Source organism: Pseudomonas taeanensis MS-3 (genome assembly GCF_000498575.2).
Classification (GTDB): domain Bacteria; phylum Pseudomonadota; class Gammaproteobacteria; order Pseudomonadales; family Pseudomonadaceae; genus Aquipseudomonas; species Aquipseudomonas taeanensis.
This window is the reverse complement of the sequence record NZ_AWSQ01000002.1, coordinates 754696-779814: the sequence shown is the minus strand read 5'-3', so window position 1 is coordinate 779814 and position 25119 is coordinate 754696. Positions and strand designations below refer to the sequence as shown.

At 58.6% G+C, this 25119-nt stretch carries 26 protein-coding genes and 1 pseudogene; all 27 read right to left on the bottom strand.

Annotated elements, in window-relative coordinates; genetic code table 11:
- Window positions 1–272: 272 nt before the first annotated feature.
- Complete coding sequence (flhB, locus tag TMS3_RS11690) at window positions 273–1409, bottom strand: flagellar biosynthesis protein FlhB (RefSeq protein WP_025165464.1); 1137 nt, start codon at window positions 1407–1409, stop codon at window positions 273–275.
- A 9-nt stretch (window positions 1410–1418) separates the two neighbouring features.
- A complete protein-coding gene (gene fliR, locus TMS3_RS11685) occupies window positions 1419–2195 on the bottom strand; it encodes a flagellar biosynthetic protein FliR (RefSeq protein WP_025165463.1) in 777 nt (258 codons plus the stop codon).
- A gap of 1 nt (window position 2196) precedes the next feature.
- On the bottom strand, window positions 2197–2466 hold the full coding sequence (fliQ, locus tag TMS3_RS11680) for a flagellar biosynthesis protein FliQ (RefSeq protein WP_025165462.1): 270 nt from the start codon (window positions 2464–2466) through the stop codon (window positions 2197–2199).
- Between the two features lie 10 nt (window positions 2467–2476).
- Entirely contained in the window at window positions 2477–3232 is a 756-nt protein-coding gene (gene fliP, locus TMS3_RS11675) for a flagellar type III secretion system pore protein FliP (protein ID WP_025165461.1), read from the bottom strand.
- Window positions 3232–3657 carry a flagellar biosynthetic protein FliO gene (gene fliO, locus TMS3_RS11670; protein ID WP_025165460.1) on the bottom strand — a complete coding sequence of 142 codons (426 nt, stop codon included), beginning with the start codon at window positions 3655–3657 and terminating at the stop codon, window positions 3232–3234. The genes fliP and fliO overlap by 1 nt, the downstream gene beginning before the upstream one ends.
- Window positions 3658–3661: 4 nt before the next feature.
- Window positions 3662–4151 (bottom strand): annotated as a pseudogene (gene fliN, locus TMS3_RS11665) (flagellar motor switch protein FliN).
- Between the two features lie 39 nt (window positions 4152–4190).
- Complete coding sequence (gene fliM / locus TMS3_RS11660; RefSeq protein ID WP_025165459.1) at window positions 4191–5162, bottom strand: flagellar motor switch protein FliM; 972 nt, start codon at window positions 5160–5162, stop codon at window positions 4191–4193.
- A gap of 13 nt (window positions 5163–5175) precedes the next feature.
- Entirely contained in the window at window positions 5176–5712 is a 537-nt protein-coding gene (gene fliL, locus TMS3_RS11655) for a flagellar basal body-associated protein FliL (RefSeq protein ID WP_025165458.1), read from the bottom strand.
- 386 nt (window positions 5713–6098) lie between these two features.
- Window positions 6099–7376, bottom strand: a complete 1278-nt coding sequence (locus TMS3_RS11650) for a flagellar hook-length control protein FliK (RefSeq protein WP_025165457.1) — start codon at window positions 7374–7376, stop codon at window positions 6099–6101.
- 141 nt (window positions 7377–7517) lie between these two features.
- On the bottom strand, window positions 7518–7871 hold the full coding sequence (locus tag TMS3_RS11645; RefSeq protein WP_025165456.1) for an Hpt domain-containing protein: 354 nt from the start codon (window positions 7869–7871) through the stop codon (window positions 7518–7520).
- 26 nt (window positions 7872–7897) lie between these two features.
- On the bottom strand, window positions 7898–9598 hold the full coding sequence (locus TMS3_RS11640; RefSeq protein ID WP_025165455.1) for a fused response regulator/phosphatase: 1701 nt from the start codon (window positions 9596–9598) through the stop codon (window positions 7898–7900).
- Between the two features lie 15 nt (window positions 9599–9613).
- Window positions 9614–9919, bottom strand: coding sequence for an STAS domain-containing protein (locus TMS3_RS11635; RefSeq protein ID WP_025165454.1), 306 nt, complete (start codon window positions 9917–9919; stop codon window positions 9614–9616).
- Between the two features lie 132 nt (window positions 9920–10051).
- Window positions 10052–10501 carry a flagellar export protein FliJ gene (gene fliJ, locus TMS3_RS11630; RefSeq protein ID WP_025165453.1) on the bottom strand — a complete coding sequence of 150 codons (450 nt, stop codon included), beginning with the start codon at window positions 10499–10501 and terminating at the stop codon, window positions 10052–10054.
- Window positions 10502–10504: 3 nt separating this feature from the next.
- Window positions 10505–11869, bottom strand: a complete 1365-nt coding sequence (fliI, locus tag TMS3_RS11625; protein ID WP_025165452.1) for a flagellar protein export ATPase FliI — start codon at window positions 11867–11869, stop codon at window positions 10505–10507.
- Window positions 11859–12662 carry a flagellar assembly protein FliH gene (fliH, locus tag TMS3_RS11620; protein ID WP_025165451.1) on the bottom strand — a complete coding sequence of 268 codons (804 nt, stop codon included), beginning with the start codon at window positions 12660–12662 and terminating at the stop codon, window positions 11859–11861. The genes fliI and fliH overlap by 11 nt, the downstream gene beginning before the upstream one ends.
- A gap of 16 nt (window positions 12663–12678) precedes the next feature.
- Window positions 12679–13695, bottom strand: coding sequence for a flagellar motor switch protein FliG (gene fliG, locus TMS3_RS11615; protein ID WP_025165450.1), 1017 nt, complete (start codon window positions 13693–13695; stop codon window positions 12679–12681).
- The gene (gene fliF, locus TMS3_RS11610; protein WP_025165449.1) at window positions 13688–15481 is read right to left on the bottom strand and encodes a flagellar basal-body MS-ring/collar protein FliF; all 1794 of its coding nucleotides are present in this window, start codon (window positions 15479–15481) and stop codon (window positions 13688–13690) included. Before fliF ends, fliG begins: the two co-directional genes overlap by 8 nt.
- A gap of 16 nt (window positions 15482–15497) precedes the next feature.
- Window positions 15498–15827, bottom strand: coding sequence for a flagellar hook-basal body complex protein FliE (gene fliE / locus TMS3_RS11605; protein ID WP_025165448.1), 330 nt, complete (start codon window positions 15825–15827; stop codon window positions 15498–15500).
- 199 nt (window positions 15828–16026) lie between these two features.
- Window positions 16027–17427: a sigma-54-dependent response regulator transcription factor FleR gene (gene fleR / locus TMS3_RS11600; protein ID WP_025165447.1), complete on the bottom strand. Its 1401-nt coding sequence runs from the start codon at window positions 17425–17427 to the stop codon at window positions 16027–16029.
- A gap of 6 nt (window positions 17428–17433) precedes the next feature.
- Window positions 17434–18648, bottom strand: coding sequence for a sensor histidine kinase (locus TMS3_RS11595; RefSeq protein ID WP_025165446.1), 1215 nt, complete (start codon window positions 18646–18648; stop codon window positions 17434–17436).
- A 181-nt stretch (window positions 18649–18829) separates the two neighbouring features.
- On the bottom strand, window positions 18830–20305 hold the full coding sequence (locus TMS3_RS11590) for a sigma-54 dependent transcriptional regulator (RefSeq protein ID WP_025165445.1): 1476 nt from the start codon (window positions 20303–20305) through the stop codon (window positions 18830–18832).
- Window positions 20306–20568: 263 nt separating this feature from the next.
- Window positions 20569–20865: a flagellar protein FliT gene (gene fliT, locus TMS3_RS11585; protein ID WP_025165444.1), complete on the bottom strand. Its 297-nt coding sequence runs from the start codon at window positions 20863–20865 to the stop codon at window positions 20569–20571.
- A 29-nt stretch (window positions 20866–20894) separates the two neighbouring features.
- Complete coding sequence (gene fliS, locus TMS3_RS11580) at window positions 20895–21275, bottom strand: flagellar export chaperone FliS (protein WP_025165443.1); 381 nt, start codon at window positions 21273–21275, stop codon at window positions 20895–20897.
- Window positions 21276–21429: 154 nt separating this feature from the next.
- Entirely contained in the window at window positions 21430–21816 is a 387-nt protein-coding gene (fliS, locus tag TMS3_RS11575) for a flagellar export chaperone FliS (RefSeq protein ID WP_025165442.1), read from the bottom strand.
- A 3-nt stretch (window positions 21817–21819) separates the two neighbouring features.
- The gene (gene fliD, locus TMS3_RS11570; RefSeq protein ID WP_025165441.1) at window positions 21820–23241 is read right to left on the bottom strand and encodes a flagellar filament capping protein FliD; all 1422 of its coding nucleotides are present in this window, start codon (window positions 23239–23241) and stop codon (window positions 21820–21822) included.
- An 82-nt stretch (window positions 23242–23323) separates the two neighbouring features.
- Entirely contained in the window at window positions 23324–23695 is a 372-nt protein-coding gene (locus TMS3_RS25605) for a flagellar protein FlaG (protein WP_025165440.1), read from the bottom strand.
- A 78-nt stretch (window positions 23696–23773) separates the two neighbouring features.
- Window positions 23774–24952, bottom strand: coding sequence for a flagellin (locus TMS3_RS11560; RefSeq protein ID WP_025165439.1), 1179 nt, complete (start codon window positions 24950–24952; stop codon window positions 23774–23776).
- Window positions 24953–25119 lie beyond the last annotated feature (167 nt).

The window sequence follows — 25119 nt, the reverse complement described above, 5'->3', positions numbered from 1 at the left end:
GCCACATCCCTACCCCAGCCGATTCAAACTTTTGACGCTTGTCGCGCCTTTGCGGTGGGATTTGCAAGAAGCTGTCCAACTTTGCCTGCGCCACTCGCCGGATGGGTTAGCCGCCGAGTCAATATTCGATCAAGACCGCTGCCTGGGCGCGGCGCAACCCATCGCGACGCCGGGTCTGCTGACGCCATGATGGATTAAGCGGCGCCCGAAGGGCTTGGCCTCAGCAGGCGCCGCTAACCCAACACAGCTCAGCCTATGCGGCCCGCCCCACCCTACTCGTCGCGACGCAGATCCGATGGAATCGGCAGATCAGGCAGTGGCGCCGGACGCTTGCCTTTGCCGGCCTGGTACTGGCGGATCTGGTAGACGTATGCCAACACTTGAGCGACGGCGAGGTACAGACCGGCCGGAATTTCCTGGTCCAGTTCCGTCGAGTAGAACACTGCCCGCGCCAGCGCCGGCGACTCCAGCAGCATGACCTGGTGTTCCTGAGCAATCTCGCGAATTTTCAATGCAGTGAAATCCCCACCTTTGGCCAGCAATACCGGCGCACTGCCCTTGCTGGGGTCGTATTTCAACGCCACGGCGAAGTGGGTCGGGTTGGTAATCACTACATCGGCCTGGGGCACAGCCTGCATCATCCGCCGCTCGGCCATCTCGCGCTGCAACTGACGAATACGCTGCTTGACCTCGGGTTTGCCCTCACTGTCCTTGTACTCGTCGCGCACCTCCTGCTTGGTCATCATCAGCTTCTGCTTGTTGTCCCAGAGCTGGAACGGCACATCCACCGCAGCGATCAAAATCAAACCGCAAGCCATCCACAAGGCACTCCAGCCAACCACCATACTGGCATGCAAGATCGCCGACTCCAGCGGCTCATGGGCGATAGCCAACAAATCGTCACGCTCGATAGACAGCACTACCAAGGCCACAGCCAGAATCACAATAAATTTGCCCAGCGCCTTACCCAGCTCGACCAAGGCTTTAGCCGAGAACATGCGCTTAAGCCCTGCAAAGGGGTTCATCCGGCTCATCTTCGGCGCCATCGCCTGGGCCGAGAACAACCAGCCACCCAAGGCTATCGGACCGACTATCGATGCAATCAACAAGGCAAAAAACAGCGGCATCAGCGCATCCAGCGCGATTTGACCGGAGGCCAGCAACCAGAGGCCCATGCTGTGTTCGTCCATGATCACCTCGCGCGACAGAGTGAAATTTCCGCGCATGATCTCCAGTAACGCATTGGCCAAACTGCCACCCGACGCCAACAATCCGCCGGCACCGGCCAGCGTAACCGCTAGGGTATTGAGCTCACGGGAGCGAGCGATCTGGCCTTTCTCACGGGACTCACGGAGACGTTTCTCCGTGGGTTCCTCGCTCTTATCGGCGCCGCTCTCCGATTCAGCCATGCGCCGCGCTCAACTCGCCCGCGCCATTTCGCGCAGGAACTGCAGAGCCTCGGTGGCGAACACCTGATACTGCGAGAGGATGTCAGCCATGCTGATCCAGACGATGACCAGGCCCAATACCAAGGTCAGTGGAAAGCCGATGGAAAAGATATTCAGCTGCGGCGCCGCACGAGTCATCACGCCAAATGCGATGTTGACCACCAACAGCGCGGTGATCGCCGGCAATACCAGAATCAGTCCAGCACCGAACACCCAGCCCAGCTTACCGGCCAACTCCCAGTAATGATCGACCAGCAGACCGCTACCCACTGGAAGTGTGACGAAGCTTTCAGCCAGCACCTCGAACACCACCAGATGTCCGTTCATGGCGAGAAACAGCAGGGTCACCAGCATGGTGAAAAACTGTCCAATCACCGCCACAGACACCCCATTCGACGGGTCGACCATGGAGGCAAACCCCAGGCCCATTTGCGTCGCCAGAATCTGCCCGGCGATCACGAACGCCTGGAAGAACAGCTGCAGAACAAACCCGAGCATCACACCGACCAGTACCTCCTGGGCGATCAGGATGAAGGCCGGCAAGCTGAGCGCATCGACCTGTGGCATGGGCGGCAGATTGGGTACCAATACCACGCAGATGCCTAGGGCAAAGTACAGACGTATCCGCATTGGCACCAGTTGTGTACCGATGATCGGCATCACCATCAGCAAGGCCGCAACCCGAAACATCGGTAGCAGAAAACTGCTGACCCAACCGCCAATCTGCGCGTCACTGAGTTCCAGCATGTCAGCCAATCAGCGTTGGAATATTCATGATCAGGGTCCGCGTATATTCGATCAGCTCACGTACCAGCCAAGGTCCGCCGACAATCATGGTGAGCAACATCACCAGCAAACGCGGGAGAAAACTCAGGGTCTGTTCGTTGATCTGGGTCGCCGCCTGAAACATGGCCACCAATAGACCCACCAAGAGGCTGGGCATCACCGCCAGGCCGACTATCAGTGCAACCAGCCAGAGCGCCTCACGAAACAGATCAACAACCACCTCAGGAGTCATGCGGGCCTCGTCATACGGTGCCGAAACTGCTGGCCAGGGTGCCCATGATCAGTGCCCAGCCATCGATCAAGACGAACAACATGATCTTGAACGGCAGCGAGATGATCAGGGGCGACAACATCATCATGCCCATGGCCATAAGGATGCTGGCCACCACCATGTCGATGATCAGGAATGGAATGAAAATCATGAAGCCGATCTGGAAGGCAGTTTTCAGCTCGGAGGTGACAAATGCTGGTATCAGGATAGTCAGCGGGGCGTCATCCGGGCTGGCAATATCGGTACGCTTGGAAAGGCGCACGAACAACTCCAGATCGCTCTCGCGGGTCTGCATCAGCATGAAGTTCTTGATCGGCCCCTCAGCCTTGAGGATGGCCTCCTGGGCCGGCAACTGCTCGTTAAGATAAGGCTGCAGGGCGTCGCGGTTAATCTGTTCGAACACCGGCGCCATGATGAACATGGTGAGAAACAGCGCCAGGCCGACCAGCAGCTGGTTTGACGGCGTCTGTTGCAGGCCCAGCGCCTGACGCAGGATGGAGAACACGATGATGATCCGGGTGAAACTGGTCATCAGCATCAGGAAGGCGGGAATAAAGCTCAGCGCCGTCATGATCAGCAGGATCTGCAGGCTGACTGAGTACTCCTGCTGCCCTGCGGCGTCAGTGCTTAAAGTGATCGCCGGAATCGACAACGGGCTTTCCGCTGCGAACGCCAGGGGTGTCAGCAGGCTGAACAGCAGAACCAACAGCAGGCGCAACGCGCTCATCAAGACTTGTCCTTCTGATCCTTGCCTAGCAGCTCCATCAAGCGCTGGGCGAACTCGGCCGAAGCCGGCTCTCCATCGGGCAAGTGCACCGGCTCGCTCAGCACATGCAAGGGGCTGATGCGCCCCGCGCTGAGACCGAGCAAAATCTGCTCGCCCCCAACCTGCACCAGCACCAGGCGATCACGCGGACCGAGGGCCTGGCTGGCCACCACCTTGATCACCTGGCCACCACGCGGGCCAATCTGCTGGACCCGGCGCATCAGCCAGGCCAACAGAAAAATCAATCCGATGACCAGCAGCAAGCCGAGCAGCAACTGCACCAGACTGCCGGCGCTGGTGGTCATGGGGGCCGCCGCCTGGGTCGCCGGCTCCGCGGCCAGGGCAGTGAGTGGCAGCATCAGGAGCAGAGCAAGGAATTTAGCCATGCTCTTAGCGCAGCTTCTTGATGCGTTCGGTCGGACTTATTACATCGGTCAGGCGGATGCCAAACTTCTCGTTGACCACCACCACTTCGCCATGGGCGATCAGGGTGCCATTGACCAGCACATCCAACGGCTCGCCAGCCAGGCGGTCGAGTTCTATCACCGAGCCCTGATTGAGCTGTAACAGGTTGCGGATGGTGATATCGGCATTGCCGACTTCCATGGAGATCGACACCGGGATGTCCAGAATCACATCCAGGTTCGGCCCATCCAGGTTGACCGGCAGATTGGCCTTGGGGGCACTGCCAAACTCTTCCATCGGCGCCCGTGGCGCGGCGGGTGCCGCGGCCGCGCCCCCCCCCCCCGCCCCCCCCCCCCGCCGCAAGCATGGCATCGATGTCGTCCTGATCGGCATCACCAGCCTCGCTCAACGCCGCAGCCCACTCATCCGCCAGCGCCTGCTCCTCGGGTGAGGTATTTTCGTTTTCGTCTGCCATCGTTTGTCCTCGGCTGGCTAGTATGGGTTTGGCGAACGCTTAGCGCTGGCGCTCGATCGGCTCTAGCACTTGCAACGCCAGATTGCCTTTATGTGCACCGAGCTTGACCTTGAAGGCCGGCACGCCGCTGGCACGCAAAGTCATGTTGTCGGGCATTTCTACCGGAATCACGTCACCGGGTTGCATATTGAGGATGTCGCGCAATTTCAACTGGCGCCGAACCACCGTAGCGCCAAGCGGCACGCTGACATCGAGAATGTCTTCGCGCAGCGCTTTGACCCAGCGCTCGTCCTGATCATCGACATCTGACTGGAAACCGGCATCGAGCATCTCGCGGATCGGCTCGATCATCGAGTACGGCATGGTGACATGCAGGTCGCCGCCGCCGCCGTCCAGTTCAATATGGAAGGTCGAGACAACGATCACCTCGCTGGGGCTGACGATGTTAGCCAGCGCGGGGTTCACTTCCGAGTTTACGTACTCGAAATTAATGTCCATGACCGCATGCCAGGCCTCTTTCAGGTCGATAAAGGCCTGATCCAGGACCATGCGCACCACACGTAATTCGGTGGGAGTGAATTCCCGGCCTTCGATCTTGGCATGCCGGCCGTCACCCCCGAAGAAGTTATCAACCAGTTTGAAAACCAAGCGGGCATCGAGAATGAACAGCCCAGTGCCGCGCAGTGGTTTCATCTTCACCAGATTGAGACTGGTCGGTACGTACAAGGAGTGCACATACTCGCCAAACTTCATCACCTGCACCCCGCCCACAGCGACATCCGCCGAGCGACGCAGCAGGTTGAACATGCTGATACGGGTGTAACGGGCGAAACGTTCGTTGATCATCTCCAGGGTCGGCATGCGTCCGCGGACGATGCGATCCTGACTGGTCAGATCATATTGCTTGACGCTACCCGGTTCCGCGGCGTCCTCGGTCTCGACCGCCCCGTCATCGACGCCATGCAGCAGCGCATCGATTTCATCCTGGGAAAGCAGGTCTTGCACAGACATGGCTAGCTCCCGGCTACTGCAATACTAAATTGGTGAACAGCACTTGCTCGACGGCCAGATTGCCCGTCTCTTTCTGCGCCAGTTCCTGCACGCTAGCCGTGGCCTGCTGGCGCAGCATTTCCTTGCCCACCGGAGTGATCAAGGCCTCGAAATCCTGATTGGAAAACAACATCACCAAGCGGTTACGCAGAACCGGCATATGCACCTTGAGCGCATCCAACGCCGCCTGATCCCGGGTCATCAAGGCAACGCTGACCTGCATATAGCGCGGGCGGCCATTGTAGGTGAAGTTGACCACAAAGGCCGGTGCCAGCTCTTCGTAAATCGCCGTCTTGTTCAACGGCGTACCGCTATCCGCACCCTGTTCTGCGCCGGCTTGCGCCTTGGCCTCATCAGGAGCCGAGTCTTTTCCCAGGAAGAACCAGGTTCCACCAATCGACAAGCCCACCGCCAGCAGCAGAGCTACCACGATCAAGATGATCAATTTCATTTTGCCCGCTGGTTTTGCCTCGGCGTTGTCCGAGTCTTCCGCTGCTTCGTTCTTAGCCATGCCAAAAATCCGTCACTGATCGGAGTTCTATCCGCTTTCAAAGGGTTAGGAGCAAGTGTTATGCCAGCTTGTAATTATCCAACTCGCAGTGAATACCTGATTACCTCAGGCTGAGGCTCTCACGAGCCTTAACCAGACACCGCGAACAGGGCAAGAACCTGCACGCCATCCCAGGAGCAGACACCGCCCACCACCATTACACGCCACATCGCAGGTGAATGGCCAAGCGCGTAGAGCGCTCAAAGAGGGGTTGCGGATATACCAGCCCAGTCACCCTCTGTCACCCTAAAACTACTTCGCCCGCCTCCCATGCGGGAGGCGGGCGAAGCGCAGTTTAGATCAGTGGGGCAGTCGACTACAGTGCCGCAAGCACTAAAGCTCAAACGCTAAGCGTAATAGTCGACCATGCCGCGGCCGCCGCTCAGTGGGTTGTTCCTCAATTCGACGGGGTTGTGCACAAGCTCGTCATCAGCAGAAGCTAACGACTCATTACCGCCACCGTTACGTCCTCCACCACTATCCTGACCCTGCCCACCGCGATTCAACGACTGGTCGGAAACATTCACGTCCAGCAGGCTCATGCCTTGCTGAGTGAACAGTTCGCGCAAGCGATGCATCTGCCCTTCCAGCGCCTCGCGAACCCCCGCATGAGGGCTGGAGAAGGTTACTTGGGCCTGCTCCTGGCTCATGCTGATGCGTACTTCCATACGCCCTAACTCAGCAGGATCAAGCTGAATCTCAGCGGACTTCAGATTCTGACTGGACAGCCACATCACCCTGTCCACAACAGCCTCACTCCATCCCGCCTGCTGCATTGGCACTGGCTGGCCCGGAATCACTCCGGCTCGCGGTGCCGGCGCGGCCGACTGAGCAACCGCCTGACTCAAAGCACTGAGCTTGCTGACGAAGTTTTCCGGCCGCGAGTCGGCGGCACTCTCCTTGAGCGCCTCCAGGCCTTCGGCAGTCAACTCAATCAGTGGGACATCGACCCCTTCTGCAATATCACCTGATGATTGCTGCGCCCCCATGGCGGCCATTGCGTTGCTAAAACCCTGTGCAGGATTGAGCGCCGCCTGCTGAGCCATAACGCCCGAGGAGCTCTGCTCAGCCGTCACGGCCTGGGCCTTTTTACCCAGTTCCAAGGCCATTCGCACCCCTGGCAGCTGATTCAATGCATCCAGCTCAGGGTCGAAGCTCGCTTCGGTCATGCTTGCCGGCCCGGAGCTGATCAAACTGGCTGAAGATAGCGATTGCGTCGCACTGGCTTCGTCCAGAACTGGATCGACAATCTCAGCCTCGAGCGGGGACTGCCCAGCCATGCCCATCAGCAGTAGCTCATCGAGGGCGGGATCCTCTAATGCCGGAGCACTCGGCAAAGACTTGCCGCTATCGGCAAGCGACGACTGCTCAGCGGCAGCGGCGATGGGCAGATCATCTTCTGTCTCTTTAGTTTGTTCCGCCTCGGACGTCGACTCGCGAGCGGACTTAGCGGGTGCGTCACTGCGCGCCGCAGCGTTTGCCTGGCGCTCCTTGGCATATACCTGAGCAAAGCTGGAAGCCTCGTTCCTGCTAGGTTCGGCGGCTTTCACCGGGGCTTTGGCCGCAGAGGTTTTCGGCTTTATTTCAGGTGCTGACCTGAGGAGCACATCGGGGGCAACGGACATGGATACTCTCCGCACGGGGTGGTTCGTAGAGAGGTATTAGCAATAGCCGGGCCAGTTTCAACAAAGCGCTAAATACGGCGAGACTGCTCACTCGTGAAAGCTATTGAAACGGCCTAAGCAGGGGGGGATATATCGCCACCACTACGCGCGATAACGCTGAAGCTCGGATTTAAACAAGATACGCACGATGGCGAATTCCCGTTCAATCTGCTCAAGTAGCACGGGCGCTTCGGGCAACGCCTGACGTTGTCCGATGTCTTCCAGTTCCTTGCACAAACCCGCCAGCAGGAGCGCCCCCATATTACTGCAGCTCCCCTTGAAGCTATGCGCAGCCAAACGCAGACTCTGTGCATCCGCCGTCATTTCGGCCTGACGCAGCAAGCGCAAACGCTCTTCGGAGTCGGCCAGAAAGGTCTCCAGCAACACCGCATACTCGTCCCCCATGATGTCCTGCAAAACAGCCAGCACAGCGCTGTCGAGATGAATATCGGCCACCCGCACACCCCTCGATCAAAAAGCGCTCAATTATGCCCACGCGACCAGGAAAACTCTACGCTCACCCCCTTGCCATCGGCAGGCCAGGTACAGCGTTCGCTGAGCTGGCGAACCAAGGCCAGGCCGCGTCCACACAGGCTGTCGATACCCAGTTGCTGCCGGAGAATCGCCGGCCCATCAAACCCCTGACCACTGTCTTCGATCCGCAGGATCAGTCGCCCACCGTTTGGCTCGGGCACTATCTGCAGATGGAAGCGTACGTAACCCTCCTCCAAGTTGGCCAGGCGCTCACTGCGCTGCCGGTAATACTCGGCAAAACCCTTGGCGTCACACTTCAGCGCCGAATCCAAGCCCAGCACACCATGTTCCAGGGCATTCGAATAGAGCTCTGCGAAGACAGTGAAGAGCACGCCAGCTTGCGGGCGCAGCCCCTGAACCTCGAGCAACAATTGCAAGAGAAACGGCAGCGGATTGAAACGCCGCAAGGTCTCGCCGCGAAACTCGAAGGTCGCCGACCAATCCAACGGACTGTTTTGCCCACTGTCAGCGAAAACCAATGGCGGACGGCTCGGGATACCCTCATCAAGCAAACTGATCTCGACCAAACTGACGTCGTCATGCAACTCGCCACGAAAACGTGTCAGTGCCTGCTGAATTTCCACAAACAACTGTGCCGGTTCGTGGTTGTTGGCAAACACCTCAAGCAGTCGCGCCTCGCCAAATAGCTCGCCCTGGCTGTTGCACGCTTCCAGCACGCCATCGGACAGCAGAAAAATCCGGTCGCCCAACTCAAGCGGGTAGAACTCGCACTGATCATTGAACGCCGCAGGCGTCAACACGCCCAAAGGCAGGTGCCGCGACACCAGCGGAGTACGGGTAGAGGTGCCGGCACGCTGCAAGTAGCCATCCGGCAAACCACCATTCCACACCTCCACCAGCCGACGCTGAAAACTGATGTTCAGCAACGTGGCGCAGCAAAACACGCCTACTGGCAGGATGCGCTTGAGCTTGGCGTTGATCTCACGAAGGATCTCCGTCAGGGAATGCCCTTTGGCGGTCATGCCATAGAACACTTCGGCTACAGGCATGGCACCGATTGCCGCCGGCAGACCGTGACCGGTGAAATCACCGAGCAGCACATGCATGCCGCCAGAGGGTTTGAACGCCGCGAGCAGCAAGTCGCCGTTGAACACCGCGTAAGGTGACTGCAGGTAGCGGATACTGGGGGAGTCGAGACAACCGGAGTGCGCGACCTTGTCGAATACCGCCTTGGCCACGCGCTGCTCGCTGAGCAAATGCTCATTATGTTTGGCGATCAAGTCGCGCTGCTGCAGCACCGTGTCCTGCAAACGGCGCAGACGGTCCATGGCGTTGATCTTGGCTTCGAGGATCACCCGGTTGTATGGTTTGGCGAGAAAGTCGTCGCCACCGGCCTCCAGGCAACGCACCAGAGCTTCACCCTCGGTCAGAGAGGTCAGGAAGATGATCGGCACCAACTCTTCACCGGCCATCTGCTTGATTCGCCGCGCGGCCTCGAAGCCGTCCATCAGCGGCATCAGCGCATCCATCAACACCAGTTGTGGCCGCTCCTGCTCGAACAAGGCGACCGCCTCCAGGCCATTACTGGCAGTCAAGGTACGGTGCCCCTGACGACTGACGATGGTCGACAGCAGCATGCGATCGGCAGCGTTATCTTCGGCGATCAGCACAGTCAGACGTGCAGGCATGGCTGCAGGCTCTGATTAGGCGATTTTGAACAATTGCTCGAAATTTGAGATGGCGAGAATCTTGCGCACATCCGGGTTGCAGTTGAGCAGACGTATTTGTGCGTGATCGCCGCCAGCATGATCGCGTAGTAACAGCAACATACCCAGCGCTGAACTGTCGAGGTAGCTGGTGCCCTTAAGGTCGACAATATAGCGCTCAGGACTACGATCAACCCGCTCGTAAGCGTCACGAAACTCCTGGTGCGCGCCGAAATCGAAACGTCCTTGAATCACAATGGTCAACTCTTGCCCATCTGCCGAGGGCTGCGAGGTGATGGCCATGAACTACTCCTTTATCCAGCAAAAAAATCGTCAACGAACCCACTCGTACGCATCGAGCGCACTCGAACGAGCCACGCAAGCAGTCCGCACCATGAAGATGTAGCACCCCTGATCGCCAGCGGCAACTGTCAATCAGCCAGAATGGTGCCCTGTCATGCGTTGCGCCAGTTCATCGAGCAGCTTTTGCTCACGCTTATCTTCGACTTTACGGGCTTCATCCAGATAGCGCTGTACCAGTTTGCGCAGCCCCTCCAGCCGAGCATGACGCTGCTGCCAGAGCTCGCGCATTTTATTCAGATTAGTTCGGTGCCAAGCCACAGTCTGAGTTTGCTGAGTAATGGCAATTTCCAACTGCGATAGAAAACGCTGATAGTTCATCAGCCACTGCCCAGAAACGCCTTGCCGCCCCTCACTCAGCCACTGCTGCTGATAGTCGGCCAGATAATGCTCCAGCTCGCCCAGCTTGACTTCTTGCTGGTTGAGCAAGCCTTGGCAATGGCCGAGCTGCAAAGCAGCTTCACGCTCAGCCCGTTCGGCCATGCTGATGACCGGTGCGAGCCGGGCGGCGCGACTGTTTGACATGCGTTATGACACCGGCGCGGCTGCAGGGTTGAAGGTCGCCGCCAGCTGAACACTGCTGTGTTCGAGGTTGACGCTCTCACTCAAGCCCTGCCGTAAATAGTTGACCATCACTGGCTGGCGGGCGATGGCCAGATCGGTATCGGCATCGCCCCCGGCCACATAGGCGCCGACGCTGATCAAGTCGCGGCTCTGCTGATAGCGCGACCATAGCTGCTTGAACCGTTGCGAGTGGCGTAGATGCTCGGGCGGCACCACCTGCGGCATCACCCGGCTGATCGAGGCTTCGATGTCGATGGCCGGATAGTGTCCCTCCTCGGCCAGACGGCGCGACAGCACGATATGCCCGTCGAGCACTCCGCGCGCCGCATCGGCAATTGGGTCCTGCTGATCATCGCCTTCGGACAATACCGTGTAGAACGCCGTGATCGAGCCGCCCCCAGCCTCTGCATTGCCAGCCCGCTCGACCAGCTTGGGCAATTTGGCGAACACCGATGGCGGATAACCCTTGGTCGCTGGCGGCTCGCCGATGGCCAAGGCGATTTCCCGCTGAGCCTGGGCGAAACGGGTCAAGGAATCCATCAGCAGCAGGACATTCTTGCCCTTGTCGCGGAAGTACTCGGCGATGCGCGTGCAGTACATCGCCGCACGTAGACGCATCAACGGTGCATCATCGGCCGGCGATGCAACCACCACCGACCGCTTGAGCCCTTCCTCGCCGAGAATCTCGTCGATGAACTCCTTGACCTCACGCCCCCGCTCGCCGATCAACCCGACCACAATGATCTCTGCCTCGGTAAAACGCGTCATCATGCCGAGCAGCACACTCTTACCAACGCCGGTGCCGGCGAACAAACCCAGACGCTGGCCGCGGCCGACCGTGAGCAGGCCATTAATACTGCGGATGCCGACATCCAGGGGCTCATTGATCGGATGACGCTTGAGCGGATTGATCACCGGACCATCCATCGGCACCCAGTCTTCGGCCTTCATCCGGCCCTTGCCATCCAGTGCCTGACCGGTGCCGTCCAGCACTCGGCCGAGCATCGACTTGCCCATCGGCAAACGCCCGGTATTGGGCAGCGGCACGACCCGCGCGCCCGGCGCGATGCCTGCCAGGCTGCCAACCGGCATCAGGTAGATTTTGCCGCTGGAGAAGCCCATCACTTCGGCCTCGACCTGCACCGGGTGGTAGCCATCATTGTTGATCACCAGGCAGCGACTACCCAGTGCGGCACGCAGGCCTTCGGCCTCCAGGGTCAGCCCCACTACACGTAACAAATGGCCTTCGACCACGGGCTGACTGGGTAACTGCACCGCGTCGTTATAGCCGGCCAGGCGCTTGGCGAAGCTGGTGCGTTCAAGGCGCATCAGGCAGCGCTACAGGCGTGTCGAGGTCGAGCTGCATATCGGCTTCAAGCGGGTGTACGGCTTGTTCGCGCTGCTGTTCGAACAACTGATTGAGCGCCTGAGTGAGACGAGTTTCGATACTCGCATCGATCAGACTATGCTCGCTCTCGACCCGACAGCCACCCGGCAACAGGGCGTCGTCCTCAAGGATGCGCCAGCTTTCCTCATGTCGTTCACGCAGCGCCTTGACCAGTTCGAAGTCCTGCGGATTGAGGTGGATACGCACGTTGTCGGCGCCCATGGGTAACAGTTTCAAGGCCTCACGCAGGATCTGCCGAATCTGACTGGAGTCGCTATTCAGCTCGCGCTGGATCACTTCGCGGGTCATGCGGCTGACCAGATCGACCAAGGCCACTTCCAGCTCTTGGTCCTGCTCGGCAATCGGCTCGAACAACTGGCTCATCACCTGTTCCAAACCACCTAGCCGCTGTGCCAGAGCCGCGTCGGCTTCCTGCTTGGCTTTCAGTTGGCCGGCGCGAAACCCGTCCTTCTCGCCGGTGGAGAAACCTTCGTTATAGGCATCCTGGCGAATTGCCTCCAGCTCATCCAGAGTCAAAGGCTTGACGTCTTCCGGCGCAACCTCCTCGACCTCGAGCTGCTCCTGCTGCTGTTCGGAGCCCGCTTCGGGCGTTTCGGCCGCGAGCGCCTCCTCGGCCGTCTCACGGCCCTCGTCGAAGCTGGGCAACGACCAGCGATCGAACGCACTGATGTCCTTGGCGCGAATCAACTCGCTAGGCACTTCCTTGGGGGCCATCTGCGACTACCTCTGGTTAAACCATCTCTTCGCCGCCCTTGCCGCCCAGGACAATTTCCCCGGCTTCGGCCATTCGGCGGGCGATAGTGAGAATTTCCTTCTGCGCCGTTTCCACGTCGCTGACCCGTACAGGACCCTTGGCTTCCAGATCATCACGCAGCAGTTCTGCGGCGCGCTTGGACATGTTCTTGAAGACCTTTTCCTTGATCGCCTCATCCGCGCCCTTGAGCGCCAGCACCAGCACATCGGAGGAGACTTCACGCAGCAACGCTTGGATGCCACGATCATCGACATCGGCAAGGTTGTCGAAGACAAACATCAGGTCCTCGATCTGCGACGACAGGTCTTCGTCGACTTCGCGGATCGAGTCCATCAGTTGACCTTCGGTCGAACTGTCGAGGAAGTTCATGATATCGGCGGCTCGCTTGATCCCGCCCAGGCTGGCGCGGGTGGTGTTGGAGCTGCCGGAGAATTGCTTCTCGAGAATCAGGTTGAGTTCCTTGAGCGCCGCCGGCTGTACGGTGTTCAGCGACGACACGCGCAGGACGATATCCAGACGAACCTTATGGTCGAACTGCGCGAGCACTTCGCCGGCTTGGTCGGGATCGAGGTAAGCCACCACGATGGCCTGGATCTGTGGGTGCTCATGGCGGATCACGTCGGCCACGGCGCGCGGTTCCATCCACTTCAGGCTGTCCAGGCCACTGGTGCTGCCGCCGAGCAGGATCCGGTCGATCAGGTTTCCGGCCTTATCTTCGCCAAGCGCCTGGGTCAGCATCTTGCGAATATAGCCATCGGCACCCACACCCACGCTGGTCTGATCGCCGACGATGTCGACGAATTCGCCCATCACCACCTCGACCTGCTCGCGGTGTACGTTGCGCATACCGGCCATGGCCACGCCGACCCGTTGCACTTCCTTGGGGCCGAGGTGACGCAATACCTGAGCGGCATCCGTCTCGCCGAGCGAGAGCAGGAGAATGGCGGCCTTGTCGACCTTGCTCAGCTTGGCTGGGGTGCGATTTTCACTCATCGTCGTTGATCCACTCTTTCACAACCTGGGCCACGCGGCCCGGGTCTTCCGCCACCAGGCTCTTGATTGCGTTCAGCTGTGCATCATACCCCTCAGTCGGGCTGGGCAGGAGGATGCTTTGCGGACCACCGAGGCTGACCCGATCGGCCGATAACTCACCGTCCAGACCGCCCATCTCACCGAGTTCGACATCACTGCCGCGCCCGCCGCGCGTCAGCTCGCGGCCCTTGCCAGCACTGGTGATGTTATTCAGCACCGGACGCAGCACGCCAAACACCAACACCAGGATGAACAGGACACCGAGCACTTGTTTGACGATGTCCCAGAACCAGGGCTGGGTGTAGAACGGGATCTCTATGATTGCTTCGCCCTGCTCGACGGAGAACGGCGTATTGATCACGCTGACGCTGTCGCCACGGCTGGCGTCGAAACCCACCGAGTCCTGTACCAGGCGAGTAAAGCGGGCCAATTCATCGCTGCTCCAGGGCACTCGGCTGCTTTCTCCAGTGGCCGGATCGAGCTTGAGCTGATCGTCGATCACCACAGCCACCGACAAACGCCGCAAACGTCCCTGCTGTTGCTTGGTATGGCTGATCGAACGATCCAGCTCAAAGTTGCGCGTGGCTTGCTCACGCTTGTCCGCTGGAAACGGTGCCAGCATCGGCTGACCGGTCGCCGGGTCCATGACCTGCTGGCCATTGACGTCCACCAACGGCTGGCCGGGCGCGATAGCTCCTGCCGCTGCGCCTGCCGCACCGGCTTGTTGCGGCGCGGTTGCCGGGCCGGGCGGCTGATTACTGAGGGCGCCCGGTACACCTTGCGCCGGCAGACTGCTGCTACGTTGCTCGTTGACCTGTTGCTCGCTGCGCAACGCCGGCTGATCCGGGTTGAACATTTCCGAGGTGGACTCCACTGCACTGAAATCCACATCCGCCGAGACTTCAGCCTTGTAACGGCCCGTTCCCAGCACCGGCTGCAGAATATTGTGCACGCGCTGGGTAAACAGGCTTTCCAGGCGGCGGCTGTGATCGAACTGCTTGCCGGCCATGCTCAGCGCGGACATTTCCTGCTGGTCGGACAACAGGTTGCCTTTCTGGTCAACCACGGTGACCTGCCCCTTCTCCAACTCCGGCACGCTGGTGGCAACCAGGTTGACGATAGCCATCACCTGGCTCGGCTCCAGGCTGCGCCCTGAATACAACTCAACCAGCACCGAAGCGCTGGGCTTGCGCTCGTCCCGCACGAACACCGAGCCCTTCGGAATGGCCAGGTGCACCCGCGCGGCTTTGATGTTGTTGAGACTTGAGACTGTGCGGGCCAGCTCCCCCTCCAGCCCCCGACGGTAGCGGGTGGCCTCCATGAACTGACTGGTACCCAGTCCCTGCTCCTGATCGAGAATCTCGAAGCCGATATTATTGTCGCTCGGCGCCACCCCGGCCGCAGCCAAGCGCATACGCGCCCGCGCCATGTCCTCGGCCTTGACCAGCAAGGCCCCCGAGTTGGGCTCGACGGTGTAGTCGATGTCCGCGGTCGCCAGAGTTTCCATGACCTGGGAAGCATCCATCCCGTTAAGACTGCCGTATAGCGGACGGTAATCCGGCTGCTGCGACCAGAGCACCACGGCGAAACCGATCGCAACGCTGGCCGCCAGCCCCACCAGCAGGCCAATCTGCCGCAGCATCGACATATCGGAGAGATTCTCTAGAAAGGCCAGACCGAGAAGTGGCTTCTTCGAGTCAGCACCACCGGTGGTGGCCAGTGCGTTTGCAGCAGCGGCTTCAGCCATGATTCAGCACCTACCCTTAAACCGGCATCTGCATGATGTCTTGATACGCCTGGACCAGCTTGTTGCGCACCTGCGTCATGGCCTGGAACGATACGCTGGCCTTCTGCGAGGCAATCATCACATCGCTGAGGTCGACGCCGCTCTGGCCCATTTCAAAAGCCGTCGCCAGCTGGTTGGAAGTCTGTTGGGTTTCGTTGACCTTGTTCACCGCCTGCCCGAGCATGTCCGAGAAGTTCGGCGCACCAGGCTCCGGCGTACTGACGTCGGGCTTCTGCCGCGCCATGGCCTCGGCTTGCATGGAACGCATTTCCAACATCAAGCGATTGAATTGAACACCCTGGCTCATGATCTTCCTCCACTGGCCGCAGTATTTTTGACACTTCGCGGCGCTATGCAGATGTATTTGCAACAAGGGTGCCAGTTAGCCGCTACTGCACATGGAAACCTTTGGCGGCAGAAACGGAAAAGCCCGAGCAGTCAGCTCAGGCGGCTCGAGCGATGTAACCAACCTGCCGCTCAACGCGAAAAGCGCCGAACCGCAGTGCTCAGCTGGCGTACAGATAGGCCTCCACATCCAGGCCGGCATCACGCATCTGCGCCAGCTTGTAACGCAAGGTGCGCGGGCTGATACCCAGGCGCTCGGCAGCCTCCTTGCGCCGACCACGCTCGGACCTCAGGGTATCGATAATTACCTGGAACTCGCGGCGGCGTAGATCCTCACCCAGATCCCCCCCCTCGGCCTGCGGAGGCTCCTCCGCTGTCGGCACAGCACTGGTCAGCGCTACCAACTTCGGCGCTGCAACTGGAGCAAAACCAATGGGGGCAGTCAGACACAAATCCTGCGGCTGGATCAAGCCACCCTGCTGCAGGATCAACGCCCGCTGGATGGCATTGTCCAGCTCACGCACGTTACCCGGCCAGGCATGACTGAGCAGACCGCTTTGAGCCTGCGCAGACAGACGAACAGGTGGGTGATTCATTTTTTTGACGTACTTGGCCAACAGTCGCTCGGCCAGCGGCAGAATATCCGCCGGACGCTCACGCAGTGGCTGCCACGCCAGCGGGAAGACCGACAGCCGATAGTAGAGGTCTTCGCGAAAACGCCCCGCAGCGACTTCGCCAGCCAGATCGCGGTTACTGGTGGCCAGCACACGGATATCCAGCGAGATCGGCTTGCGCGCACCCACTCGCTCCACTTCGCGCTCCTGCAGAACGCGCAGCAACTTGGCTTGCAAGCCCTGCGGCATCTCGGAAATTTCATCGAGCAAAATGGTGCCGCCCTCTGCCAACTCAAACTTGCCCGGCGCACTGGCGATGGCGCCGGTAAAAGCCCCCTTCTCATGACCAAACAGGGTGGCTTCGAGCATGTTGTCGGGAATCGCCGCACAGTTGATGGCGATAAAGGGCTTAGCCGCTCGCGGCGACTGTTGATGGATGTAGCGTGCCAGTACCTCTTTACCTGTGCCGGACTCGCCGGTGATCAGTACCGTGGAATCGCTCTGCGCGACCCGCGCGGCCAGCTCCAGTAACTGCAGGCTGGCTGGCTCCAATGCCACCGGACCGTCCTGCTCAGTGGCCAGCAAACGACCGAGCGCGTGACGCTCGACCAATGCCAGCAAGGCCTTCGGCTCAAACGGCTTGACCAGATAGTCAGCTGCGCCCTGGCGCATGGCATCCACCGCACGCTCGACCGCGCCATAGGCGGTCATCAACAATACCGGGAGTTGCGGCTGGCGCTGACGAATCAGCGCCAGCAGTTGGTGACCATCCATGCCCGGCATGTTCACGTCACTCACCACCAGACCGAACGATTCTTGCTCCAAGGCCAGTAACGCAGCCTCGGCACAGTCCACAGCACGGTAGTTATACCCACCCAATGACAAGGTATCGGCCAGGGCTTCGCGCAGGGCACGGTCATCTTCGACCAGCAGGACTTTGGCAGCCATGGGCAATTACTCCTTAACCAAAGGTTGCGCCGCGGGAATCAGCGGCAGAGTTAACAGGGCGCAGGTGCCACGACCAGGCCGCGAGCGCAACAGCAACTCCCCCTGGTGCGCGCGCGCCACCGCCTTGACCACCGCCAGGCCGAGGCCGGTGCCGGTGGTCTTGGTGGTGAAGAAGGGCTCACCCAAACGCGCCAAGGTGACGCCGTCGATCCCTGGGCCGTTATCGCTGATGCACAAGCGCAGACTGTTGCCACGCTGATACAGATGAACTTTCAAGGAGACCTCGCGCCCGGCCGCCTGGATCGCATTTTCGACCAGGTTGAGCACGCTGCCGACCAGGGTGTCGCGATTGCACAGCAACTCGCCACTGGAGCTGTCGCACTGCCAGCGCACCGCCACGCCCGATACATGAGGATCGGCCGCTTTGCGCAAGGCCTCGAACAACGCCTGAGGCGTCAGCCGATCCGGCAACGGCAGATCGCCGCGGGCAAAAATAAGCATGTCACGCACCTGATGCTCCAACTCATGCAGACGCTCCTTCAGGCGCCCGGCAAAGCGCTGCTGCTGCTCAAGCGGCAGTTCCTGCTCGGTCAGATGGCTGGCATACAGCAACGCGGCGGATAGCGGCGTACGAATTTGATGGGCCAATGAGGCAACCATGCGCCCCAGCGCAGAAAGACGCTCGTGACGCGACAGCTGATCCTGCAAACGACGGGTTTCTGTCAGGTCAGTCAGCAGCACCAGCTGGCCCGGCTCACCATGCAGAGAACGAGTGGCAATCGCTAGACGCCGGCCATCTTTCAAGGAGACCTCATGGCCATCGTCATCGCGTGGGGCGAAGCTGCGTGCAATCACCTGACGCCAGAGCATACCGACCAACGGCTGGCCCAGCAGGTTGCGCGCTACCGGGTTGCCTTCACGCACCACGCCTTGGCCATCAATTACGATTACCCCGCCCGGGAGCAGATCCAGCAAGCTTTGCAGGCGGTGCGCCAGACGCTCTTTCTCAGCCAGTTCCTGCATGCGCTGAGCGCTGACCAGAGCCAACTGCCCCTTCAGCTCAGTCACCCGGGCCTCCAGCATGCTGTAGGACTCGTTGAGCTGGGTCGACATCTGATTGAACAGGCTATATGCCTGCTCCACGCTCGCGCGGCTAGCCTGTTCGATGGGCGCAGACGACGCCTGTTCAGCGGAATGGGAAGTTCGAGCGGTAGGATTCATCGTTCTCTCTCTCGCGCAGCGAGCCGTCATAAGACAGTCAGTTGCATGAGAGATAGCAATACCCGTGCCTAAAATTTTATCTATGTTTTTCAATTACTTAAAAAACAAAGCCGAAGGTCGTGTCAAACCTTCGGCTTTATTGGGGCGACGACTGCCAACCCGCTGACGCGCAATAGCTGAGTTACACCTCGGGCTGACCGTCCTCATCGCGGCGGTTCATACCGTATTTGCGCATCTTCTCAACCAACGTGGTACGACGAATACGCAAGCGCTCGGCGGCACGCGCAACCACGCCACTGGCATCATCCAGTGCCTGCTGGATCAAACCCTGCTCGAGGTTGCCCAGATAGTCCTTCAAATCCAACCCCTCGGACGGCAGCATGGCCGGCGAGTCCAGACCAGGCAGCCCGGCAACGATGGCCGCACGCTCCTCCAACTCATCACGGAAGTTGGCCACCAGATGCTCGTCTTCATCGTCGACGTGACGGAACTTCTTCGGCAGTTCACCAACACCGATCACCCCATAGGGATGCATGATGGCCATGCGCTCGGCCAAGTTGGCCAACTCGCGTACGTTACCCGCCCAGTCGTGCCGGCACAGCGACATGATCGCCGCCGAGTTGAAGCGGATCGAACCGCGCTTCTCGTATTCCATGCGCGCGATCAGCTCGTTGAGCAGCAGCGGAATATCCTCGATACGCTCACGCAACGGAGCCATTTCGATCGGGAAGACATTCAACCGGTAATACAGATCTTCGCGGAAGCTGCCCTCCTCGATCATCTGCTCAAGGTTCTTGTGGGTCGCGGCAATGATTCGTACATCGGCATTCTGGGTTTTGTTGCTGCCAACCCGCTCAAAGGTCCGCTCCTGCAATACCCGCAGCAGCTTGACCTGCATTGGCAGCGGCATGTCGCCGATCTCATCGAGGAACAAGGTACCGCCGCTGGCCAGCTCGAAGCGGCCGGCTCGAGTAGTAATCGCACCGGTGAACGCGCCCTTCTCATGGCCGAACAACTCGCTTTCCAGCAACTCCGCTGGAATCGCGCCACAGTTAACCGGAACGAAGGGCCCGTCGCGACGCTTGGAGTGATAGTGCAGGTTACGTGCAACAACCTCTTTGCCAGTACCCGACTCACCCAGAATCAACACACTGGCCTCGGTATCGGCCACCTGCTGCATCATCTGGCGGACGTGCTGAATCGCGCGACTGGTGCCAACCAGGCTGCGAAACAGATTCAACTCGCGTTGGCGGCCACGTTCACGCGCCTGGTCGTATATTTCCCGATAAACCTGGGCACGGTGCAGACTATCCAGCAGCTTGTTGTAGCTGGGCGGCATTTCCAGGGTGGCTAGCACCCGCCGACGCAAGTCTTCCGACCATTCGACAGCGACATGCTCGTCAATCAACAGCAGCGGCAGATCGTCATCCCAAGCAGCCAGCTGCTTGAGCAACTCGAGCATGCCATTCTGGCCCTGCACATCCCCAAGCAGCACAGTCAATACATCGCGACTGGACGCCAGCTCAGCGACCGTAGCCTCCCAGTTTTGACTGCTACAGGCGAGATAATCCTCCCCCAGAAAACTTAGGATGACCGCCAGATCACGCCGGCGCTCAGAGTTATCGTCAATCAGTAGGATTTTAGTTTCACGCCACATATTGTTCTGATTTGATCCTGGGAGTGAACGAACGCGCACAGCGCTGTAAACATGAAAAACGCCGGCAACAGGCCACTAGTAAAGTCATTTTCGAGGCCGCAGTCAATTTTATGGCGTGCTTTTTTTGTTCAGCCCGACGGGCAGCCTAAGCAGCTGTTAGAAAAGCTGGGGGGTTTACCTGTAGCAGATGCCTGAGGCAGTTTTGCTTTGACACTTGACCTTACTATAACCAAGTTCGCTACATACAAGTCAGCGGTCAGCAATCAACCGAACAGCTGGTAAACCTTTGCCCCTTGCTGGGACTGGTTCAGCTGTAGCATTTCACAGGCCAAGCGCCGCTGTTCGTCCTGACAGACACTGACCAGCTCGCGATAAAGATCCAGTAGCTCCTGCATGCGCTCGCGCAGCATGGCTTCGTCGGGTACGGCTTCGACCATCGCTTCATCGACGGCTTGGCGGCACTGCATATCCAGCTCGCCAATGGCCGCCCAATCCTGTGTAGCTAAGGCGTTGCGCAAGGCACTGCCGGTCTCTTGCAGACGCTGGACTGTTGTACTCATTAACGGACTCCTTTAGCAACCGACCAGCATCACTGAGAGATTGAATCCCAGCCAGCTTTCACTTCACGCAACAACCCGGACACTTCGTCCAGGGCTACTGCTTCATTCTTCACATTGGCTTCCAACAAGCGGGACGTCATGTACTGGTAAAGACTATCCAGATTGCTAGCCAACTCGCCACCTTGCTGCAAATCCAGGCCATCACGCAAGCCACCGACTATGCCGATGGCCTTGCCGATCAACTCGCCCTTTAGCGCCGTCTGATTGCGCTCCATGGCGCCACGAGCCTGGGCGATGCGGGTAAGGCCACCTTCCATCAACATCTGGATCAACCGATGGGGGCTGGCATCCACGGCCTGCGCCTGGGTGTTGACGACTTGATACTGCCGCATTGCTGCCATCGCGTTCATGCTGAAGGTACTCCAGTGTAGTTCGGGAATACTTCATGTATCGGCAGTTCAAGCGGCAGCTTTAGGGATAGCTGTAAATAACCCAGCTATTTGATTTGAATCGAAAAACAGGAACTGGCAGATACTTTAAAGCGACGATTAACCGCCTCAGCCGTCAGGAAGCGACTGACTCGACTTCAGGACCAATATCGACCCAGGCATCACGTATCTGCACCAACAAGCCCTGCACCTCTTGGAGGCTAAGCGGAGTGCTATCCAGAGCTACGCCTGCAAGCCGCCGGGTCATGTAGTCGTAAAGCGAATCCAAATTCTCCGCAATCTCCCCACCGAGTTCTTTATCCAGGCTGCTCTGCAGAACGCTAATAATGGAAATAGTCGTACCAACAGCCTCACCACGCGTCCCGTGGTTACCTTGTTCCTGTGCCCGCAGAGCCAGAGAAATACGCTCAAGCGCACCATTCAGCAACAACTGCACGGTTTGATAAGGCGTTACTTCCTGACTGACCTTGACACTCTTGTAGGTATCGATTGGCTTGCTCACGGTTTAACTATCCTTTTTTACAACACCAGGGAGATTGGCAAACACCTGAGAAAGCTGCTCACTTGTACTATTCAACTGCCCGACTAATGCATCCATGGCATTGAACTGAGAAAGCAAGCGGGCTTGCATTTGCTCAACGCGCCTATCCAGGCTCTCAGTCTGTGCCTTGATATCGCTTCGTGTACTTTCAAGCGCTTTCATACGCTGCTCAAGAATACCGCCAGTCTGAATAAACCCATCAATGCGTTTATCCATCCGACTCATCAACCCGGTATCGCCAGTAAAAAAGGCACCTACCGCGTCGAAATTATCCTGCAGAGCCGAACTAAGCTTGGTGTCGTCGATTTTCAGGGTTCCGTCATTTTGGGTAGTGATACCTAAATCGGCAAGCACTCGCACACCATCATGACCAGAGGGATTAACCAGTTCATTACGCACAGCACTGAGCAAATTACGCACAGAGGAGTCGCCTACCAAGCCACCAACCAACGGGGTACCGTCTTCGCCTACTTTGGTGACACTGGTCAACTTGTTACTGGTAGCAATCAACTTGTTATAGGCATCGACAAAGCTCTTGATGCTGGCTTTTACGCCGGTGCTATCCTGTCCTACCGTCAGCGTAATGGGCTTATCAACCTCAGTCTTCGCCAGCAATTCGAAATCGACATCAGCGATGGCGCCGCTGACTTTATTGGTCGCGTTACTAAGGGGCAAACCGTCAACCGTAAACTCGGCATTCGCGGCCTGCACGATATAGCCCGCGCTGGATGCATTGCCGGCGCTCAGTGCGATGCTGCCATCAACATCCAGCGCGGACAGGTTGCCCGTGCCAGCGACTATCACATCTTTTCCAGCACCGGTTTCGGTGGCGCTAAACACCAAGCGCGACTCACCACTTACTGGATTATTGACAATAGTTGCGCTGATGCCCTTATCTTTCAGGGCGGCATTAAGCTGATCGCGGGTACTGGCCAAATCGGAACCGGCCGCAATCGTGACCGCGGTACCAGTATCGCCGGCACCCAATTTTACCGTAAGCGTCTGCTCGCTGGCGTCACTTGCAAAACCACTAGCCACAGCAGCCGTGGCCACCTTGCTGGCGGTTGCCAGGCTCTGCACTTCTATTTTGTAGGTTCCCGATGTGGCCGTTTTACTGGCGCTGGCAGTCAAGGCGCTGGTATTGGACGATACAGCCGTGCGCGCTTCAAACAAGGTAACGCTGTTCAAATTCTTCATGGCTGTTTGAAAGGCGCTCAACGCACCCTTGAGTTCACCCAGGGCCGAGAATTTGGTGGTGGTGGACTTCTCCAGACGGGCCAATTGCGCCTCTTTTGGCGCCTTTTCCGCGTTGACTATCGCCGTCACCATATCGGTGATGGGAAGCCCGCTGTTAACACCTGTGATGCCACCAATTACGCTTGCCATGCTGGTTACCTCGTCATGTAGTTGACGCTTTAGCGCTTACGCTTGCCCAATCACAATGATCCATCAAAAAACATGCCAGCGATCAAGCTTCAGCCTTGAATAACAGGCTGCGAACTTCTTCCAAACTTTCCGCCAAACGCAACGCTTCCTCTGATGGCAGCTGACGAATAACTTCGCCGGACGCACCATCGGTTACCTTTACCACTACGCGACCGCTGGAGTCATCCAGACTGAAATTCAGATCTCGTCGAATGCTCTGCACAAAACCCTGGATCGCTATCACAGCATCTTCGACCGGCTCACGACTCTGCGCGACCTCTTCAGGCTCGCTATCATGCCCCTCGGCATCAACTTCAACCGCTTTGGCGGCGGCAGCGACAAGCGAGACTTGCGTAGCTGCAGCAGTCGCTTTGGGGAGCGATGCAGACACAGGACTGTTTATGCCTATATCCATTTTCTGTTACCTCCAAGGCAAAACGGGGAGAAGTGCTATGCACTTCCCCCCGCAGTCTAATGTGACTAGCCGTTTAGCTTACTGCAGGAGGCTGAGCACAGCCTGCGGCAACTGGTTGGCCTGAGCCAAGATCGCGGTGCCGGCCTGTTGCAGAATCTGGTTCTTGCTCAGATTCGCGGTTTCGGCGGCGAAGTCGGTGTCCTGGATGCGACCACGGGCAGCCGATACGTTCTCCGAGATGTTCTGCAGGTTGGAAATGGTGTTCTCGAAGCGATTCTGCACCGCACCCAGATCGGCACGCTGGTTATCAATCGCCTTGAGGGCATCATCGATGACCAGCACGGCTGACTGTGCACCTGCCGCATTGGTGATATCGATATCATTGATCGTATTGGCAGTTACAGCCGTCGTCGACGCTGTCACGGTGCTGAACGCAGCGCTTGTAGCTGGCGAACCGTCGGCAAAAGTGATGGAAGTGAGCGCATTGGTGGTCGGGGTGGTGGCATCGCCTTTACTGATCACCTGATATGCGCCTGCAGCATCTTTATGCACACCGACTTCCAGGTTGGCGTCGTTGATTGCTGCCGCAATCTTGTCGGTAACCTCGGCAGTCGTATCACCAGCCTCCAGCTTGACATCAAGAGTCGCAGAGGGGGTAGAGCCCGAGAACGCGAGAGTAACAGTCGCGGTACCGCCGCTAGCAGCCCCTGCAGTTGCGGTGCCAAAAGCGCTTTTAAAGAAGTTACCTTCGAGCGAATCGGCACTCATTTCGCCGATGTTTACGCTGATGCTTTCATTCGCAGCCGAACCCACCTGAAAGTTTTTGGTGCCGAAATTGCCATCGAGCAATTTCTGACCACCAAAGGTGGTGGTATTGCTGATACGGTCCAGTTCTTTTTTCAACTGGCCGACTTCAGAGTTCAATGCCGTCCGCTCGGAGTCGCTGTTTGAGCCGTTGGACGACTGCAGGGACAGATCGCGCATGCGCTGCAGAATATTGGTGGACTGCTGCAAGGCGCCTTCCGCGGTCTGCGCCAGGGAAATACCGTCGTTGGAGTTACGTACTGCCACACCCAAGCCGTTGATCTGGCTGGTCAGGCGGTTGGCGATTTGCAGGCCGGCGGCGTCGTCCTTGGCACTGTTGATGCGCGAACCGGTGGACAGGCGCTGCAGAGAGGTCGACAACGCATTGGAGGAACTACTCAGGTTGCGCTGGGTATTCAGGGACGCAATGTTGGTATTGACTGTAAGGGCCATGGTATTTGCCTCCAATGGGCTGAAACTTGTAGGTAGCCTGGATGTGCGAGAGATTGGACGGTTGCCTTGCTCAGGCACCCAGTTACTCCGCATTCGTAATCTGTATCGCCACTGCTGGGGAAAACTTAAGGGCCACCATTCAAAAAATTTCGCGGCCTGTCGAAAAA

Bases quoted from the DNA above. Each gene is read 5' to 3' on its own strand.
- flhB (WP_025165464.1), bottom strand. From the start codon at position 1,409: ATGGCTGAATCGGAGAGCGGCGCCGATAAGAGCGAGGAACCCACGGAG.
- fliR (WP_025165463.1), bottom strand. From the start codon at position 2,195: ATGCTGGAACTCAGTGACGCGCAGATTGGCGGTTGGGTCAGCAGTTTT.
- fliQ (WP_025165462.1), bottom strand. From the start codon at position 2,466: ATGACTCCTGAGGTGGTTGTTGATCTGTTTCGTGAGGCGCTCTGGCTG.
- fliP (WP_025165461.1), bottom strand. From the start codon at position 3,232: ATGAGCGCGTTGCGCCTGCTGTTGGTTCTGCTGTTCAGCCTGCTGACA.
- fliO (WP_025165460.1), bottom strand. From the start codon at position 3,657: ATGGCTAAATTCCTTGCTCTGCTCCTGATGCTGCCACTCACTGCCCTG.
- fliM (WP_025165459.1), bottom strand. From the start codon at position 5,162: ATGTCTGTGCAAGACCTGCTTTCCCAGGATGAAATCGATGCGCTGCTG.
- fliL (WP_025165458.1), bottom strand. From the start codon at position 5,712: ATGGCTAAGAACGAAGCAGCGGAAGACTCGGACAACGCCGAGGCAAAA.
- TMS3_RS11650 (WP_025165457.1), bottom strand. From the start codon at position 7,376: ATGTCCGTTGCCCCCGATGTGCTCCTCAGGTCAGCACCTGAAATAAAG.
- TMS3_RS11640 (WP_025165455.1), bottom strand. From the start codon at position 9,598: ATGCCTGCACGTCTGACTGTGCTGATCGCCGAAGATAACGCTGCCGAT.
- TMS3_RS11635 (WP_025165454.1), bottom strand. From the start codon at position 9,919: ATGGCCATCACCTCGCAGCCCTCGGCAGATGGGCAAGAGTTGACCATT.
- fliJ (WP_025165453.1), bottom strand. From the start codon at position 10,501: ATGTCAAACAGTCGCGCCGCCCGGCTCGCACCGGTCATCAGCATGGCC.
- fliI (WP_025165452.1), bottom strand. From the start codon at position 11,869: ATGCGCCTTGAACGCACCAGCTTCGCCAAGCGCCTGGCCGGCTATAAC.
- fliH (WP_025165451.1), bottom strand. From the start codon at position 12,662: ATGGCCCCCAAGGAAGTGCCTAGCGAGTTGATTCGCGCCAAGGACATC.
- fliG (WP_025165450.1), bottom strand. From the start codon at position 13,695: ATGAGTGAAAATCGCACCCCAGCCAAGCTGAGCAAGGTCGACAAGGCC.
- fliF (WP_025165449.1), bottom strand. From the start codon at position 15,481: ATGGCTGAAGCCGCTGCTGCAAACGCACTGGCCACCACCGGTGGTGCT.
- fliE (WP_025165448.1), bottom strand. From the start codon at position 15,827: ATGAGCCAGGGTGTTCAATTCAATCGCTTGATGTTGGAAATGCGTTCC.
- fleR (WP_025165447.1), bottom strand. From the start codon at position 17,427: ATGGCTGCCAAAGTCCTGCTGGTCGAAGATGACCGTGCCCTGCGCGAA.
- TMS3_RS11595 (WP_025165446.1), bottom strand. From the start codon at position 18,648: ATGAATCCTACCGCTCGAACTTCCCATTCCGCTGAACAGGCGTCGTCT.
- TMS3_RS11590 (WP_025165445.1), bottom strand. From the start codon at position 20,305: ATGTGGCGTGAAACTAAAATCCTACTGATTGACGATAACTCTGAGCGC.
- fliT (WP_025165444.1), bottom strand. From the start codon at position 20,865: ATGAGTACAACAGTCCAGCGTCTGCAAGAGACCGGCAGTGCCTTGCGC.
- fliS (WP_025165443.1), bottom strand. From the start codon at position 21,275: ATGAACGCGATGGCAGCAATGCGGCAGTATCAAGTCGTCAACACCCAG.
- fliD (WP_025165441.1), bottom strand. From the start codon at position 23,241: ATGGCAAGCGTAATTGGTGGCATCACAGGTGTTAACAGCGGGCTTCCC.
- TMS3_RS25605 (WP_025165440.1), bottom strand. From the start codon at position 23,695: ATGGATATAGGCATAAACAGTCCTGTGTCTGCATCGCTCCCCAAAGCG.
- TMS3_RS11560 (WP_025165439.1), bottom strand. From the start codon at position 24,952: ATGGCCCTTACAGTCAATACCAACATTGCGTCCCTGAATACCCAGCGC.